The organism is Streptomyces paradoxus (assembly GCF_014202475.1).
Classification (GTDB): Bacteria; Actinomycetota; Actinomycetes; order Streptomycetales; family Streptomycetaceae; genus Streptomyces; species Streptomyces paradoxus.
Window position 1 is genome coordinate 85,945 of the sequence record NZ_JACHGV010000014.1, and the last position, 14,515, is coordinate 100,459.

At 72.0% G+C, this 14,515-nt stretch carries 16 protein-coding genes and 1 pseudogene; 7 read left to right on the forward strand and 10 right to left on the reverse strand.

Features of this window, described 5'->3' with window-relative positions; genetic code table 11:
* The first annotated feature begins 31 nt into the window (after nucleotides 1-31).
* Complete coding sequence (locus HNR57_RS33585) at nucleotides 32-319, forward strand: DUF1905 domain-containing protein (protein ID WP_107460052.1); 288 nt, start codon at nucleotides 32-34, stop codon at nucleotides 317-319.
* A gap of 43 nt (nucleotides 320-362) precedes the next feature.
* Here the strand turns inward: HNR57_RS33585 and mgrA are convergent, their stop codons facing one another.
* On the reverse strand, nucleotides 363-1,355 hold the full coding sequence (gene mgrA / locus HNR57_RS33590; RefSeq protein ID WP_184566183.1) for an L-glyceraldehyde 3-phosphate reductase: 993 nt from the start codon (nucleotides 1,353-1,355) through the stop codon (nucleotides 363-365).
* 117 nt (nucleotides 1,356-1,472) lie between these two features.
* Here mgrA and HNR57_RS33595 point away from each other — a divergent pair, with 117 nt between their 5' ends.
* The 3 genes from HNR57_RS33595 to HNR57_RS33605 are packed head-to-tail and all read left to right on the forward strand — an operon-like array spanning nucleotide 1,473 to nucleotide 3,211.
* Nucleotides 1,473-2,390: a LysR family transcriptional regulator gene (locus tag HNR57_RS33595; RefSeq protein WP_184566185.1), complete on the forward strand. Its 918-nt coding sequence runs from the start codon at nucleotides 1,473-1,475 to the stop codon at nucleotides 2,388-2,390.
* Nucleotides 2,387-2,668: a carotenoid oxygenase family protein gene (locus HNR57_RS33600; protein ID WP_281403933.1), complete on the forward strand. Its 282-nt coding sequence runs from the start codon at nucleotides 2,387-2,389 to the stop codon at nucleotides 2,666-2,668. Before HNR57_RS33595 ends, HNR57_RS33600 begins: the two co-directional genes overlap by 4 nt.
* 27 nt (nucleotides 2,669-2,695) lie before the next feature.
* Nucleotides 2,696-3,211, forward strand: coding sequence for a mycothiol transferase (locus HNR57_RS33605; protein ID WP_184566187.1), 516 nt, complete (start codon nucleotides 2,696-2,698; stop codon nucleotides 3,209-3,211).
* Here the strand turns inward: HNR57_RS33605 and HNR57_RS33610 are convergent.
* Nucleotides 3,193-4,272, reverse strand: coding sequence for an adenosine deaminase (locus HNR57_RS33610; RefSeq protein WP_184566189.1), 1,080 nt, complete (start codon nucleotides 4,270-4,272; stop codon nucleotides 3,193-3,195). The two genes, HNR57_RS33605 and HNR57_RS33610, sit on opposite strands and share 19 nt — an antisense overlap.
* Before the next feature lie 46 nt (nucleotides 4,273-4,318).
* The gene (locus HNR57_RS33615; protein WP_184566191.1) at nucleotides 4,319-4,711 is read right to left on the reverse strand and encodes a VOC family protein; all 393 of its coding nucleotides are present in this window, start codon (nucleotides 4,709-4,711) and stop codon (nucleotides 4,319-4,321) included.
* Nucleotides 4,712-4,945: 234 nt separating this feature from the next.
* Between HNR57_RS33615 and HNR57_RS33620 the strand changes: the two genes are divergently transcribed.
* Nucleotides 4,946-5,404 (forward strand): pyridoxamine 5'-phosphate oxidase family protein, encoded by a 459-nt coding sequence (locus HNR57_RS33620; RefSeq protein ID WP_184566193.1) that lies wholly within the window; start codon nucleotides 4,946-4,948, stop codon nucleotides 5,402-5,404.
* Nucleotides 5,405-5,411: 7 nt separating this feature from the next.
* Here the strand turns inward: HNR57_RS33620 and HNR57_RS33625 are convergent, their stop codons facing one another.
* The 4 genes from HNR57_RS33625 to HNR57_RS33640 form a co-directional block, all read right to left on the reverse strand.
* Complete coding sequence (locus tag HNR57_RS33625; RefSeq protein WP_184566195.1) at nucleotides 5,412-6,320, reverse strand: oxidoreductase; 909 nt, start codon at nucleotides 6,318-6,320, stop codon at nucleotides 5,412-5,414.
* A 42-nt stretch (nucleotides 6,321-6,362) separates the two neighbouring features.
* The gene (locus HNR57_RS33630; protein ID WP_184566327.1) at nucleotides 6,363-7,724 is read right to left on the reverse strand and encodes a phosphoinositide-specific phospholipase C-related protein; all 1,362 of its coding nucleotides are present in this window, start codon (nucleotides 7,722-7,724) and stop codon (nucleotides 6,363-6,365) included.
* Between the two features lie 76 nt (nucleotides 7,725-7,800).
* A complete protein-coding gene (locus HNR57_RS33635) occupies nucleotides 7,801-8,691 on the reverse strand; it encodes a glycoside hydrolase family 19 protein (protein ID WP_184566197.1) in 891 nt (296 codons plus the stop codon).
* A 224-nt stretch (nucleotides 8,692-8,915) separates the two neighbouring features.
* Nucleotides 8,916-9,353: a MarR family winged helix-turn-helix transcriptional regulator gene (locus HNR57_RS33640; RefSeq protein ID WP_184566199.1), complete on the reverse strand. Its 438-nt coding sequence runs from the start codon at nucleotides 9,351-9,353 to the stop codon at nucleotides 8,916-8,918.
* A 79-nt stretch (nucleotides 9,354-9,432) separates the two neighbouring features.
* On the opposite strand from HNR57_RS33640, the gene HNR57_RS33645 reads away from it, so the two are divergent.
* Both HNR57_RS33645 and HNR57_RS33650 read left to right on the forward strand, forming a co-directional pair.
* Nucleotides 9,433-10,542: a substrate-binding domain-containing protein gene (locus HNR57_RS33645; protein ID WP_184566329.1), complete on the forward strand. Its 1,110-nt coding sequence runs from the start codon at nucleotides 9,433-9,435 to the stop codon at nucleotides 10,540-10,542.
* A gap of 69 nt (nucleotides 10,543-10,611) precedes the next feature.
* Nucleotides 10,612-11,661, forward strand: coding sequence for an acyl-CoA dehydrogenase family protein (locus HNR57_RS33650; RefSeq protein WP_184566201.1), 1,050 nt, complete (start codon nucleotides 10,612-10,614; stop codon nucleotides 11,659-11,661).
* Here HNR57_RS33650 and HNR57_RS33655 read toward each other — a convergent pair.
* From HNR57_RS33655 to ssuE, 3 genes and pseudogenes are all read right to left on the reverse strand, one after another.
* A pseudogene (locus HNR57_RS33655) lies at nucleotides 11,658-12,576 on the reverse strand (serine hydrolase domain-containing protein); the annotation flags it as partial. The gene HNR57_RS33650 and the pseudogene HNR57_RS33655 sit on opposite strands and share 4 nt — an antisense overlap.
* Before the next feature lie 103 nt (nucleotides 12,577-12,679).
* Nucleotides 12,680-13,831, reverse strand: coding sequence for an LLM class flavin-dependent oxidoreductase (locus HNR57_RS33660; RefSeq protein ID WP_184566203.1), 1,152 nt, complete (start codon nucleotides 13,829-13,831; stop codon nucleotides 12,680-12,682).
* 48 nt (nucleotides 13,832-13,879) lie between these two features.
* Entirely contained in the window at nucleotides 13,880-14,434 is a 555-nt protein-coding gene (gene ssuE, locus HNR57_RS33665; RefSeq protein WP_184566205.1) for an NADPH-dependent FMN reductase, read from the reverse strand.
* Nucleotides 14,435-14,515: the final 81 nt, after the last annotated feature.

Consider the following 14,515-nt stretch of genomic DNA (forward strand, 5'->3'; position numbering starts at 1 on the left):
AGGAAGAGGCCGCCGAGCACCGGAGGACGTCATGGCCACCACGGGAGTACTGGACGCCGAGTTCACCGCGGTCCTGCGCAAAAGTCCCGCCGAGGGCGGCTGGACCTATCTGGTCTGGCCCCGGTCCGTCGAGTTCTTCGGCACCCGCGGCCTGGTCAAGGTCCGCGGGACGATCGACGGACATCCGTTCCGCAGCTCGTTCATGGCCCTGGGCGACGGCACGCACAAGCTGCCCGTGAAGGCCGACGTCCGCAAGGCCATCGGCAAGGAGGAGGGCGACACGGTGACCGTGCGCCTGGAGGAACGGATCGGTTCCTGACCGTGCGCGCCCGGGGGCGGACGCCCCCGGGCGGGCCGGCCTGCTACTGCTTGACGATGGCGTCGATCCGGGCCAGTTCGTCCGCGTCGAAGTCCAGGTTGCGGATGGCGCCGACGCTGTCCTCGATCTGCTGCGCGCTGCTCGCGCCGACCAGCGCGGAGGTGACCCGGCCGCCGCGCAGCACCCAGGCCAGTGCCATCTGGGCCAGGGTCTGGCCACGGGACTTCGCGATGTCGTTCAGGTCGCGCAGCCGCCCCACCAGGTCCTCGGTGAGCGCGTCGCTGTTCAGGAAGGGGCTGTCGCTCGCGGCCCGGGAGCCCTCGGGGATGCCGTCGAGGTAGCGGGCGGAGAGGACGCCCTGCTCCAGCGGGGAGAAGACGATGGATCCGACCTGGAGCTCGTCGAGGGCGTCCAGCAGTCCCTCGTCCTCGGGGCGGCGGTCCAGCATCGAGTAGCGGGGCTGGTGGATGAGGAGCGGGGTGCCCAGCTCGCCCAGGATGCGGGCGGCCTCGCGGGTCTGCTCCGCGGAGTAGTTCGAGACACCGACGTACAGCGCCTTGCCCTGCTGCACCGCCGAGTGCAGGGCCCCCATCGTCTCCTCCAGCGGGGTGTCCGGGTCGGGGCGGTGCGAGTAGAAGACGTCGACGTAGTCCAGGCCCATCCGCTTCAGGCTCTGGTCCAGCGAGGACAGCACGTACTTGCGCGAGCCCCACTCGCCGTACGGGCCGGGCCACATCAGGTAGCCGGCCTTGGTGGAGATCACCAGCTCGTCGCGGTACGGCGCGAAGTCCGTCTTCAGGAACTCGCCCAGCGCGGACTCGGCGGCACCGGGCGGCGGGCCGTAATTGTTGGCGAGGTCGAAGTGCGTGACGCCGAGGTCGAAGGCGCGGCGCAGGATGGCACGCTGCGTCTCGACGGGCCGGTCCGGGCCGAAGTTGTGCCACAGGCCGAGCGAGAGCGCGGGGAGCTGCAGGCCGCTGCGTCCGGTGCGCCGGTAGGGCATGTCCGCGTAGCGGTCGGGGTGTGCGGTGTACAACGCGACTCCAGAGGGGTTGGCTCGGACGGGAGGAAACCGGTGTCCACTCTGGCGTGACCTGCGCCCATGCGTCCAACAGAAGAATCCGATGGAATTCAGCGGCTACGCTTCTCAGTCATGGAACTGCGTCACTTGCAGCATTTCGTCGCGGTCGCCGAGGACCAGCACTTCACGCGGGCGGCGGAGCGTCTCCTGGTGTCCCAGTCGGGCCTGTCGGCGTCCATCCGGGCGCTGGAACGGGAGCTGCAGACGCCGCTGTTCGTACGGACCACCCGCCGGGTGACGCTCACCCCGGCCGGGCGGGCGCTGCTGGGTGAGGCGGAGCGGATCCTCGCGCAGGTCCGCTCGGCCCACGAGGCGGTGGCCGCGGTGCAGGGCGTGCTGCGCGGGATGCTCGCGCTCGGGTCCGAGCAGTGCATCGCCGGGGTCCACGTGGCGGGTCTGCTGGCGGCGTTCCGGCGGAGCCACCCGGACGTGGAGATCTGTCTGCGGCAGGCGGGATCGGGGGCCCTGGCGGAGGAGGTGGCGGCCGGGCGCCTGGATCTGGCGTTCGCCGTGCGCACCGACCGGGAGGACACCGACCAGCTGCGGACCGTGCCGCTGACGAGCGAGCCGATGACCGTGCTGTGCCATCCGAGCCACCGGCTCGCGGCGGCCGGGGTCGCGGTGACGCCGGAGGATCTCGGCGGTGAGGTCTTCGTCGACTTCCATCCGGACTGGGGGCCGCGGCGTACCACCGACGCGGCGTTCGCCGCCGCGGGCGTGCGCCGGAGTGTCGCCCTGGAGGTCAACGACGTGCACAGCCTGCTCGACCTCGTGGACGAGGACCTCGGCATCGCCGTCGTGCCGCGCCACTTCCGGCACAAGCGCGCCTCGCTGACCGCACTGCCGGTCAAGGGCGCCGGAGACGCCGGGTACGAGACGGTGGCCCTGCTGCCGCCCGAGCAGGCGACCAGTCCGGCGGCCCGGGCCCTGATGGCATTGCTGGAAACAGGTAGTGCGGCACCACCCCAGGAGGGTGTCCACCCCTCCTGACCCGATCCGTCGCGCGCAGCAGACTCGTGACCGTCCCCGAAGGCAATTGCGGTCGCGAGTGGGCGAGCGAGGCCGTGTTCGTGCCGTCCGATCCGTGCGACGGGACGGCCGCGGAGGACGACGGGTACGCGATCGCGTATGTGCACAACCCCGACCGCGGGGCGTCGGACCTGGTGATCCTCGCGGCCCGGGACTTCACCGGGGAGCCGGTGGCCCGGATCCGTCTCCCGGGGCGGGTGCCGCTGGGCCTCCACGGGAGCTGGATTCCCGACGCGTGATGCCCGGCCATGCGCGATGGTGGAGCTATGCATGCGAAGGACATCCTCATCGACGGTTTCAGCCGCATCCGCGAAGAAGTCCACGCCGCCGTCGAGGGGCTCGGGCCGGACGCGCTGACGGCCCGCCCCTCCCCCGACACCAACTCGATCGCCTGGCTGGTCTGGCACCTCACCCGCGTCCAGGACGACCACATGGCCGACGCCTTCGGCCTGGAACAGGTGTGGCTGTCTCAGGACTGGGAGAAGCGCTTCGGTCTTGACCTGCCCCGCCGCGACACCGGCTACGGCCACAGCCCCGCCAAGGTCGCGCGGGTCCGGGTCGACTCGGGTGATCTGCTGACCGGGTACTACGACGCCGTGCACGACCAGAGCCTGGACGCCCTGCGGGGCCTCGCCGCCAAGGACCTGGAGCAGGTCATCGACGAGCGCTGGGACCCGCCGGTCACCCTGGGCGTCCGGCTGGTCAGCGTCCTGTCCGACGATCTTCAGCACGTCGGACAGGCCGCCTACCTCCGCGGGCTGCTTCAGAGCGCGGCGGCGTAACCGGGCAGCACCACGTCCCGGATGAGCGCGTTCCGCTCGTCGAAGGGGATGAACGCGCTCTTCAGGGCGTTCACGGTGACCGTGCGCAGATCCTCGACGGTCCAGCCCGCCTGCTCCACCAGCAGGGACATCTCGCGGGTCATGGTCGTGCCCGAGACCAGGCGGTTGTCGGTGTTGAGGGTGACGCGGAAGCCGAGGTCCTTGAGCGCGGTGATCGGGTGCTCGGCGATGGAGGTGGCGGCGCCCGTCTGGAGGTTGGACGTCGGGCACATCTCCAGCGCGATGCGCCGGTCTCGCACCCAGCCCGCGAGCCGGCCGAGCTTGCCCGCCGCGAGGTCCGGGATGTCGTCGGTGATCCGCACGCCGTGCCCGATGCGCTGGGCGCCGCACACCTGGAGGGCCTGGTGGATGCTGGGCAGGCCGTGCGCCTCACCCGCGTGGATGGTGAACGGCACGTTCTCGCGGCGCAGGTGCTCGAAGGCCGCGAGGTGGTCGGCGGGCGGGAAGCCGTCCTCGGCGCCGGCGATGTCGAAGCCGACGACACCGGCGTCGCGGAACGCCACGGCCAGGTCGGCGGCCTCGCGGACCCGGTCGAACATCCGCATCCCGCAGAGCAGGGTGCCCACCCGCACCGGCGTGCCCGCGGCGGCCGCCTTGGCCATGCCCGCCGCCAGGCCCTCCTGGACGGTCTCGACGACCTCGGCCATGGTCAGCTCGCCGTTGGTGTTCAGCTCGGGGGCGTAGCGCACCTCGCCGTAGACGACCCCGTCGGCGGCCAGGTCCAGCACGTACTCCTCGGCCGTGCGCAGCAGGCCCTCGCGGGTCTGCATCACGGCGAGGGTGTGCTCGAAGGTGGCTATGTAGCGCACCAGGTCGCCGGAGTTGGCGGCCTCGTAGTACCAGGCGGCGAGCTCGTCCGGGTCGGTGGTGGGCAGGGTGTGGCCGACCGCGTCCGCCAGCTCCACCACGGTGGCGGGGCGCAGGCCGCCGTCGAGGTGGTCGTGCAGCACGGCCTTCGGGAGGCGGCGGATCAGATCGGTGTCTACGCGCGTAGCAGTCATGGCGGGTCTTTCCTCGGGCGGGTGGTTCGAAGCGGCGGGAAAAGGATCAGCCGGCGGGCTGGAGCAGGTCCCAGCGGTTGCCGTACAGGTCCTGGAAGACGGCGACGGTCCCGTACGGCTCGTGCCGCGGCTCCTCCAGGAAGGTCACGCCCGAGGCGGTCATCCGGGCGTGGTCGCGGGGGAAGTCTTCGGTGTGCAGGAAGAACCCGACCCGTCCACCGGTCTGGTCCCCGACCCGGGCGGCCTGGGACTCCCCCTTGGCGCGGGCCAGCAGCAGACCGGTACCGGCTCCCGGGGTGCCGGGTTCGACGACGACCCAGCGCGATCCGTCGGGCCGTGGCGCGTCCTCCACGAGCCGGAATCCGAGGGCGCCGGTGTAGAAGCGGATCGCCTCGTCGTAGTCGTCGACGACGAGGGTGACCAGGGCGATACGTCTCATCGAGGGCCTCTCGGAGCGGGCGGTTGACCGGAGAGGTTATACGTAAAACGCGGGGGATGCCAACTGCCTGCGGACCACCGTTCAGACGGGTGGAGACGCTCGGCGTCCCGCCCGACGACCGCTCCCGGATCTGACGGGCCACCACGGAGCGAGCGGCAGCGTGCGAGCCCTAGGCCCCCGGCCTAGGGCTGTGGCCCGAGGTGGCGGGCAGCGCTGCTCGCTACCGTCGTGTCCATGAAGATCACCGAGCCGCCCCGCACCCCCGAGCAGCGCAAGGCGGACCTGCTGGGTCGTCTGGAGCACGAGATCGACATCTGGGTCGCGACGGCCGACGCCGACGGTATGCCCTGTCTCGTGCCGCTGTGGTTCGTGTGGCACGACGAGGCCGTGTGGCTGTGCACCCGGCTGACCAACCCGACCGGCCGCAATCTGCGGGACGGCGCGCGGTCCCGGCTGGCCTTCGGGGACACCCGGGACGTCGTGCTCGTCGACGGTGAGGTGCGCACCTACCCGATGCGGGAGGTGCCGTCGGCGGCGGCCGAGGCGTTCCGCGCGAAGACCGGCTGGGATCCTCGCGAGGATCACGCGTCGTACGCGTTCTTCCGGGTGCGGCCGCGCGCGGTGCAGGCGTGGTGCGAGGTGCACGAGCTGCCGCGCAGGCATCTCATGCGGGAGGGTGTCTGGGCCGTGTAGCCGTCAATCAGCCTGCCACCTGGCGCGGCCTGTCGAGCCGGGTCAGCTCCTCGTCGGTGAGACGGATCGCGCCCGCTGCGACGTTCTCCGCGAGATGGCCGGGATTGCCGGTGCCGGGTATGGCGAGGACGTGGGGGCCCTGGTGAAGGGTCCAGGCGATGCGGATCTGGGCGGGGCTCGCGCCATGGGCCCGGGCCACGGCTCGGACGTCCTCGTCATGGGCCGTGGTGGCGCCCTGCTCGGCGGCCTCGCCCGCGACGGCGTAGAACGGCACGAAGGCGATGCCCTGCTCGCCGCAGACGCGGAGCAGCTCGTCGCTGTCGGGATCGGGGCGGTCGAGCGCGTACCGGTTCTGCACGCAGACCACGGGGGCGATGGCCCGGGCCTCGTCCAGATGGCGGGGCGTGACGTTGGAGATGCCGAGGTGGCGGATCAGGCCCGCCTCGCGCAGTTCGGCGAGTGCCCCGAAGTGCTCGGCGATCGAGTCGTACTGCGGCATCCGGCGCAGGTTGACCACATCCAGGTGGTCACGGCCGAGCTGGCGCAGGTTCTCCTCCACATGGCCGCGCAGGTCCTCGGGGCGGGCCGAAGTGCCCCACTGCCCGTCGTAGCTCCGGTAGGGGCCCACCTTGGTGACGATGACCAGGTCTTCGGGACAGGGCGCGAGCGCGCTGTTGATCAGTTCATTGGCGGAGCGCAGCGACGAGAAGTAGAAGGCGGCCGTGTCGATGTGGTTCACGCCGAGGTCGATCGCCGTGCGCAGTACGGCGATCGACCGGTCGCGGTCGCTCGGCGTGCCATGGTGGAAGGCGGCGCTGCCCGTCAGCCGCATCGCGCCGAAGCCGAGGCGGTGGACGGGCAGGTCGCCGAGTTTCCAGGTGCCCGCGGCGTCCGCGGTGATCGTCTGTGAGCTCATCGGCGGAGTCTCACACACGGCGCGTTGGCCGGGGCAACCGGTTTACGGGTACGTGTAGGAGTTGAGGGTGGTGACGGCGGAGGCCGGGTTACCGCGGTCGTAGTGGTCCACGGCGAGGAAGTTGGGCTTCTTGCGGGCGGCCGGCTGGCAGAATCTCCGGGCGCGGTCGGCGAGTTTGGTGTTGTCCGTGCCGGCCGTGCCGGTGAGCGGGACGTCACGGAAGTGGTTCATGACGAACAGCGGGCGGAAGCCGGGTTCGGTGCGGGTCAGCGGGACGTTGGTGTCGGCTCCGTACCAGCGGCTGTAGCAGGACCAGTCGGAGGTGCCGACGCCCGAGCCCATGGACCAGTGGTTCTCGACGGTCCACTCGCGCTGGTACATGACGCCGAAGCTGTCCCGGGTCAGGCCGGCGGCCTGGTCGGCGGAGCGGCTGTGGTCGGTGAAGATCAGCAGCCGGTCGCCGGCGGCGGCCAGGTCCGCCGTCGTCGGCCAGCCGTTCTGCCGCACGCCGGTGAGGTCGGGCCGGTAGAGCACGTCCGACAGGCCGTTCACGCGGGCGAGTTCGGCGCGCAGGACGGCCGGGTCGACGTAGTCCTCCAGGAAGACGGTGACGAACTGGTCGGGGTGGGCCTTCAGGAAGTCGACCATGCGCTGGAGGTCCACCCACAGGGCGACGGGCCTGCTGACGAGGGTGCAGCTGTTGTGGCAGAGGATCGCGCCGTCCCGGGTCTGATGCACGTCCAGCATGAATCCGCGGACCCCGTCGGCGAGTTGGCGTTCGATGCCGCGGGTCTGGTTGGGCACGAGGTTGACGAAGGGCGGGGCGAAGCCGCCGTCGACGCCGTTGGCGTAGGCGTTGTGGGTGGTGAGGAACGTGACCTGGTCCAGGGTGCGCCGGTCCTGCGGCGGCATGGGGCCGGTGGCGGGGTCCACGGGGGTGAGATACCACTCGGCGAGGTCGCCCGGTCCGCCGACGGCGAGCCGGGCGGGGTAGGTGGCGCCGGGCGGCTTGGGCGCCACGGTGAGGTGCCGTGTGGTCCCGGGCGCCTTGAGGGTGTAGCGGTCGGAGCCGGCCGGGGTGATCTCCCACCCCGCGTCGGCGCTCGCACAGGGGACGGTCGCGGCCTGGTCGCCGGCCCGGCCGAGGCAGCCGCCGGGCGCGACGGTGTTCTCCAGGAGGTAGGAGGACCCGCTCGGCTTCAACTGCCACTGCTGGCGGTCCTCGTTGCCCCGGGGTCTGTGCTGCTCGACCGCTCCGCCGCTGTCGGCCGCGTTGAGCCCGGTCGTCGCGCTCTGGACGTAGTACGTCCCCGGAGCCGGGCCGGCTGCGGCGGCGGGCTGGGGGGCCACGACCGCGGCGGCCAGTGCCGCGGTCGTGGCGAGCAGGGCGTGGGGGGTGCGCAGTCGCATGAGGGATGCCCTTCGATCAACCAGTCAGGTTCATGACATCCCGCATGACACCATGCCGCGCGGTCCGGCGTCAGCAGTACAGGCTGCCGCCGGTCGACGTCCCGAGGATCTGCGTGAACCGCTGGTAGTTGCTGACGCGGCTCTGCACCTGCGCCGGGTTCTTGCCGTCGCACTCCAGTGAGCCGTTGATGCTGCGGATCGTCTGGCCGAACCCGGCGCCGTTCACCATGGCGTTGTGCGGGGTCATGGAGCCGGGGCCGGTCTGGGTGTTCCAGTACCACAGGGCGGTCTTCCAGGCGACGGCCGAGTCGTTCTGCACCAGCCAGGGGTTGTTCAGCAGGTCGATGCCGAGCGCGTCGCCCGCGGCCTTGTAGTTGAAGTTCCAGCTCAGCTGGATCGGGCCGCGCCCGTAGTAGGCCGCCTGTCCGGCCGGACAGCCGTAGGGACGGCTCCAGTCGCAGTAGTGCGGGTAGTTGGCGGTGTTCTGCTCGACCACGTGCACCAGACCGCCGGTCTCGTGGCTGACGTTGGCGAGGAAGGCGGCGGCCTCCTGCTTCTTCACCGTGTCACTGCCGGTGTTGGCGAAGCCGGGGTACGCACTGAGGGCCGCTGTGAGCCCGCTGTAGCTGTAGAACGAATTCCGGTTCGGGAACATCTGGTTGAACTGCGCCTCGCTCACCACGAAGCGCGCGTTGGGCGTGCCCGGTCCGTTGTCGCAGGTGTACGGCTCCCAGTACCAGGTGCTGATGACCGGGTCGTAGCCCGGGTTGGCGTGCTCGGCGATGTACGCCTTGCCGTCGGTGTAGCGGACGATGTCACCGGCGTTGTACGACTTCCCGGCCGTCCAGTTCGGGTAGCTGGAGCAGGCGGCGGCCGAGGCGTTCGAGGCGGGCAGGAGCACCGGCGCGGCGCCGGCGAGCGCGAGGGTGGCCAGGACTGCGGAGATACGGCGTCTCGACACGGGTTCAACTCCTTTGCGGAGCACGGCCGCACCCTGACGAGGGCAGGGTGAAGCAGGCCCTTGACCGCACGCGCCGGTGGTCCGGTCACGGCGTGGGGGCGGCCGTGGTGGGGGGCTGTGGAAGCACACTCAACCGCGTTGGTCTGTACCAGTCAAGGGTGTAGACCAGTCAGGTGCAGACCAGTTGCCCCGGGCCCGGGTGACGAGGGGTCAGGTGGGCGGGGCTAGACGTGCGCGGAGTCCTCCAGCGCCGCCGCCAGCCGGCCCAGCAGGGCCCGCAGCAGGTCCTCGTCACCGTCGTCGAGCGGGGGCCGCCCGGCCCGGACCGCCCGGTCGAGGCGCTGCCAGTACTCCTGGCCGCGCGGGGTGAGATGGGCGAGGACGCGGCGGCGGTCGAACGGGTCGACCCTGCGGTGCACGAGGTTCTGGTCGACGAGCTGGTCGACCAGTTTGGTCAGCGTCGGGGGCGGCAGGAAGGCGGCCTCGGCGAGCCCCGTCATGTGGTGCCCCTCGCCGTCGGACAGCGAGGCCAGCACCCGCCAGGCGTCGAGCGAGCAGCCCTCCGCCTCCAGAACGCCCTGCAACCGCCGTGCCGCGAGCCGTTCGGCCCGCGTCAGCAACTGCACGAGGTCGTCGGGCCGACGCGGGGTGGGGCTGGGCATCCCTGCTCCTAGGTCACGAGGGGTGTCCATCGTAGGAGACGCACTGGAGTTCGTCCCGTCGAGCCGGAATCATGACGCCATGTTCCGGCTCGACCTCCCCGCGCCCGCGTGGTTCACGGCCGACGACTCCGTACTCGGCGTGGCCCTCGTCTTCCCCCTCCAGGGGCCGGCCGGAATCTTCGGGCCCGCCTGTGAGCTGTGCGCCCGGCTGGCCGCCGAGGAGGTCAACCGGGACGGCGGCGTGCTCGGCAGGGAGCTGCGGCTGGTACCGGTCGACGGCTCGGGCGCGCCGCACGAGGTCGCCGACGAGGTCGGGGCGCTGGTGGACCTGGGGGCCGTGCAGGGCGTCACCGGCTGGCACATCTCCTCCGTACGGCAGGCGCTCGCGCCGCGGATCGCGCACCGCGTCCCGTACGTGTACACCGCGCTGTACGAGGGCGGGGAGGACACGGCGGGGGTGTTCCTGACGAGCGAGACCCCGCGCGACCAGCTGCGGCCGGCGATGGAGCTGCTGGCGCGCGAGCGCGGGGTGAAGCGCTGGTTCGTGGTGGGCAACGACTACGTTTGGCCGCGGCACACCGCCCGCTCGGCCCGCGGGTACGCCCGGGACTGCGGTGGATGCGTCACCGGCGAGGCGTACCTGCCGCTCGGCACCCACGACTTCGGGCCGGTGCTGCGCGGCGTCGAACGCTCCGGCGCCGACGCGGTGCTGATGCTGCTCGTCGGCAGTGACGCGGTGCGCTTCAACCGGGAGTTCGCCGCGTACGGCCTGGACGCGCGCTGTCTGCGGCTGAGCACCCTGATGGACGAGAACATGCTGGTGGCGAGCGGCCCCGCGGCGACCGAGGACCTCTACAGCACGGCCGGGTTCTTCGCCTCGCTGGCCAATCGCGACACCCTCGACTTCCACGGGCGGTACGCCGCCCGCTACGGCGTCGAGGCGCCCGCCCTCGGCAGCCTCGGCGAGTCCTGCTACGAGGGTGTACTGCTGCTGGCCGCGCTGCTGAAGCGGGCCGGGGCGCTGGACGTGTCGGCGATCGGCGCGGCGGCCGGTGCGGGGGCGGTGTCGTACGAGGGTCCCCGCGGGCTGCTCCACCTGAGGAACGCACATGTCCGCCAGCGGATCTATCTGGCGCGGGCCGACGGACTGGACTTCGACGTCCTCACGGAGCTGGATGCGCGTGCCTGACCTCGAAGGGCCGGACGACACACCCCCCGGATCGGGGCCCCGCGCCGCCCGGCCGCGAGAATTCCTCCCATGACCACCACACCCCATCCCCTCGTCACCCGAGCTCGGCGACTGGCCGGCGATCTCCTCGTCCCGCAGGCCGGGCGCGTCGACCAGGAGGGGGTGCCCGCGAGCCACGTCGAGGCGGTGAAGCGGGCGGGGCTCCTGGGGGTGGTCGCGCCACAGGAGTACGGCGGGGCGCACGCGCCCGTGGCCGTGGCGCGGGAGACCGCGGAGATCCTGGCCGGGGCATGCTGCTCGACCTGGTTCGTGCAGACACAGCACCACACACCGGTGAAGCTGCTCGCCACCTACGACTCGCCCGTCCGGGAGAAGCTGCTGCGGCCGCTGGCGACCGGCGAGCTGATGGCGGGCATCGCGTTCGCCCATGTCCGCGCCTTCCCCCGGGTGCCCGTGCGGGCCGTTCCCGAGGCGGGCGGCTGGCGCTTCGAGGGCAGGGTCCCCTGGTACACGGGCTGGGGACTGAACGACGTGATGCTGCTGGCCGGGGTGACGGACACGGCCGAGGTGGTGTTCGCGTTCGCCGGGGCCCGCGAGCAGCCGGGGCTGACCGCGTCGGCGCCGATGCGGCTCGCGGCTCTCACCGCCGCCCGCACGGTGTCCCTGGACCTGGACGGCCTGCGGGTGCCGGAGGAGGCGGTCGTACTGCGCACGCCGCAGGAGGAGTTCGCCCTGGTCGACCTCCCCCGGGCCGCCAACGCCAGTCCTGCCGTGTTCGGCGTGGCGCGAGCGGCGCTGGACCTGGTGGCACAGAGCCCGGACGGCGAGGAGACGGCCCGGTCGCTGCGGGCCCGGCTCGACGAGGTCCGGCGGGACGCCTACGCCCTGGCCGACCGGCCCGCCGCGCCCGGCTGCGTACCGGAGCGGCTGGCCGTGAAGACCCGCGCGTACGACCTCCTGCGCGCGGCCACCACCGCGGCGATCGTGGCCGGGGGCGGCCGCGCCATGGCCCTGGACAGCCGGGCGCAACGGCTGGCGCGCGAGGGGATGTTCCTGCTGGTGCAGGGCCAGACGGCCGAGGCACGCCGGACGCACCTCGGCTCGCTGGCGTCGGGCTAGCCGAGGCGCGGCACGGCCGGCGTGCGGTCCGTCCGGTCCTTCCGGTCCTTCCGGTCCTTCCGGTCCGTCCGGGAGGGGATCTTCCCGCAGAACTCCGCTTCGATGACGTCGATGTAGAGGGAGGAGTCCCGGAGCCAGTCGCCGTTGATGTTGAACGTGAGCTGGTGCTGGCCGTCCTGGGTGCCGACCATCGCGGACAGCGAGCCGTTCGTCCGGCCGCTCTTGCCCACCACCTTCACGCCGCAGGACAACTGCGAACTCGACTCCGAGTCCGTATCCGACGCCGTGTCCGGCCGGGACCTCCCCGAACATCTCCTTCAGCTGCCGCGGGGGCAGCAAGTGGCCCTTGACGAGGGCTCGTTGGAAGCGGTTGAGGTCGCCGCCGGTGGAGATGACGTCGCCGGCCGCGCCCAGCCACGTCATGTTCTGTTCGGTGGCGTCGTGGATCTCGGCGTCGGGGGCGTCCTGGTGGAGCAGGGAGTAGCCGACGGGGTGGGGCTTCGGCATGTGGGGTGCCGTGCCGGGGAACGACGTCCCGTGCAGCTTCAGCGGCCGGAGGATGCGGCGCGTGATCTCCTGGGCGTAGCCGCGGCCGGTGACCTTCTCGATGACCATGCCCGCGACGACGAAGTTGGTGTTCGAGTACGACGGTTCGTTCTCCGGGCCGGGCCGCGGTGGCTGCCGCAGAGCGATCGCCACGAGCTCCTCGGGCGTGTGGGTGTCGTACCGGTGCTCGGGGAATCCGGGCCCCGCGGCGTTGAAGCCGAAGTCGGGGTCGTCGGTGTAGTTCGGGAGGCCGCTGGTGTGGTTGAGGAGCCGGCGCAGGGTGACCTCGGCGCCGTCGTGGCCGTTGCCGCGCAGCAGGCCGGGCAGCCATCGCTCCACCGTGTCGTCCAGGCTCAGTTTGCCTTCCGCACCTGTGCCTCCTGGTCACCGAGGGGGCGGGGTTGCCCCCTCGGTGACCAGGACGCCCGCCTACGGCTCCAGGGTTGATCTTCCGAACCGAACCGACGGGGCGTCAGCTCGCGACCGGCACGAAGGGGGCCGCAGCCGCGGGCGCGGTCTCCGTGCCTGCGGGGTGCCGCCACAGTCCCTGCGCGGCGAGGCGCGGCAGGACGCCCTCGCCGAACCAGTACGCCTCCTCCAGGTGCGGATAGCCGGAGAGGATGAACTCGTCGATGCCCAGGGCGTGGTACTCCCTGATCCGCTCGGCGACCTCGTCGTGGCTGCCGACCAGGGCGGTGCCCGCCCCGCCGCGCACCAGGCCGATGCCGGCCCACAGGTTGGGGTGGATCTCCAGGCGGTCGCGGCGGCCGCCGTGCAGGGCGAGCATGCGCTGCTGCCCCTCGGACTCGCTGCGGGCGAGCCCGGCCTGCACCGACGCCACCGTCTCCGGGTCGAACCCGTCGAGCAGCCGGTCCGCCTCGGCCCAGGCCTGCTCGGCGGTGTCGCGGGTGATGACGTGCAGCCGGATGCCGAAGCGCGGGGTGCGGCCCCGCGCGGCGGCCAGCGAGCGGATCCGGGCGATCTTCTCGGCGACCTGGGCGGGTGGTTCGCCCCAGGTGAGATAGACGTCGGAGTGCCGGGCGGCGATCTCACCGGCGATGGGCGAGGAGCCGCCGAAGTAGACCTCGGGCACGGGGTCGGGGACCCGGGCCAGCGCCGCGTCCTCCACGCGGACGTGCTCGCCGTGCAGTTCGACGGTCCTGCCTTCCCACAACCCCCGGACGACTTCCAGGAATTCTCCGGTACGGCGGTATCGCCCGTCCTTGTCGAGGAAGTCGCCGAAGGCGCGCTGTTCCTTGTTCTCGCCGCCCGTGACGACGTTGAGCAGCAGCCTGCCGCCGGTCTGCCGCTGGAAGGTGGCGGCCATCTGCGCGGCGAGCGTGGGTGAGATGAGGCCCGGCCGGAAGGCGACGAGGAACTTCAGGCGTTCGGTGTGCTGGGCGACCATCGCGGTGGTGAGCCACGCGTCCTCGCACCAGGCGCCGGTGGGCGTGAGGGCACCCACGAAGCCCACCTCCTCGGCGGCCCGGGCGATCTGGCTGAGGTAGGCGACCGTGGGCGGCCGGTCCCGCCCGGACGCGGTGGCCGGGGTGCCGTGACCGCCGCCGACGACATGGCGGCTGTCGCCGTTGGTGGGCAGGAACCAGTGGAAGGTGAGGGACACGGGGTCTCCGATCGAGGGGGTGGTGCGGCGGTGCGGCGGCGGGCGGGGTCAGCCCGCCACGGCCAGCAGCGGGGTGCGGCCGAGCGCGGCGGAGAACTGGTCGACCACCTGGCCGAGTGCCTCGGTGGCGGCCGGCGCGACGGCCAGCGTGCCGTCGTCCTGCACGGCGAGGTCCTTGTCGAGGGTGAACCAGCCCTGCACGATGTGGGCCGCGCCCATGGAGGTGAGCACCGGGCGCAGCGCGTAGTCGATGGCCAGGACGTGGGCGACGCTGCCGCCGGTGGCGAGCGGGAGCACGGTCTTGCCGGCGAGGGCGTACTGCGGGAGCAGGTCCAGCAAGGCCTTCAGGACACCGGAGTAGGACGCCTTGTAGACGGGGGTGCCGACGACGACGCCGTCGGCCCGCGCGAACAGCTCGGTGGCCTCGACGATCGCGGGGTGGCGGAAATCAGCGCCGAGCAGGGCCTCGGCGGGAATCGTGCGGACGTCGAGCGGGATCACGTCATGCCCCTGGGACGCCAGCCGCTGGTCGAGGTGGCGCAGCAGTCGGCTGGTGCGGGAGGAGGCGGAGGGGCTGCCGGAGACGGACAGGACGGTGGCCATGGGTTCTCTTTTCCGGGAGAAGGCGCGACTGCGCGGGGCACCACCGAATTCGGGACGTCGCTGGAGAAGGGCGTGCCGGAG

Bases quoted from the DNA above. Each gene is read 5' to 3' on its own strand.
- HNR57_RS33585 (WP_107460052.1), top strand. From the start codon at position 32: ATGGCCACCACGGGAGTACTGGACGCCGAGTTCACCGCGGTCCTGCGC.
- HNR57_RS33595 (WP_184566185.1), top strand. From the start codon at position 1,473: ATGGAACTGCGTCACTTGCAGCATTTCGTCGCGGTCGCCGAGGACCAG.
- HNR57_RS33605 (WP_184566187.1), top strand. From the start codon at position 2,696: ATGCATGCGAAGGACATCCTCATCGACGGTTTCAGCCGCATCCGCGAA.
- HNR57_RS33610 (WP_184566189.1), bottom strand. From the start codon at position 4,272: ATGACTGCTACGCGCGTAGACACCGATCTGATCCGCCGCCTCCCGAAG.
- HNR57_RS33615 (WP_184566191.1), bottom strand. From the start codon at position 4,711: ATGAGACGTATCGCCCTGGTCACCCTCGTCGTCGACGACTACGACGAG.
- HNR57_RS33620 (WP_184566193.1), top strand. From the start codon at position 4,946: ATGAAGATCACCGAGCCGCCCCGCACCCCCGAGCAGCGCAAGGCGGAC.
- HNR57_RS33625 (WP_184566195.1), bottom strand. From the start codon at position 6,320: ATGAGCTCACAGACGATCACCGCGGACGCCGCGGGCACCTGGAAACTC.
- HNR57_RS33640 (WP_184566199.1), bottom strand. From the start codon at position 9,353: ATGCCCAGCCCCACCCCGCGTCGGCCCGACGACCTCGTGCAGTTGCTG.
- HNR57_RS33645 (WP_184566329.1), top strand. From the start codon at position 9,433: ATGTTCCGGCTCGACCTCCCCGCGCCCGCGTGGTTCACGGCCGACGAC.
- HNR57_RS33650 (WP_184566201.1), top strand. From the start codon at position 10,612: ATGACCACCACACCCCATCCCCTCGTCACCCGAGCTCGGCGACTGGCC.
- ssuE (WP_184566205.1), bottom strand. From the start codon at position 14,434: ATGGCCACCGTCCTGTCCGTCTCCGGCAGCCCCTCCGCCTCCTCCCGC.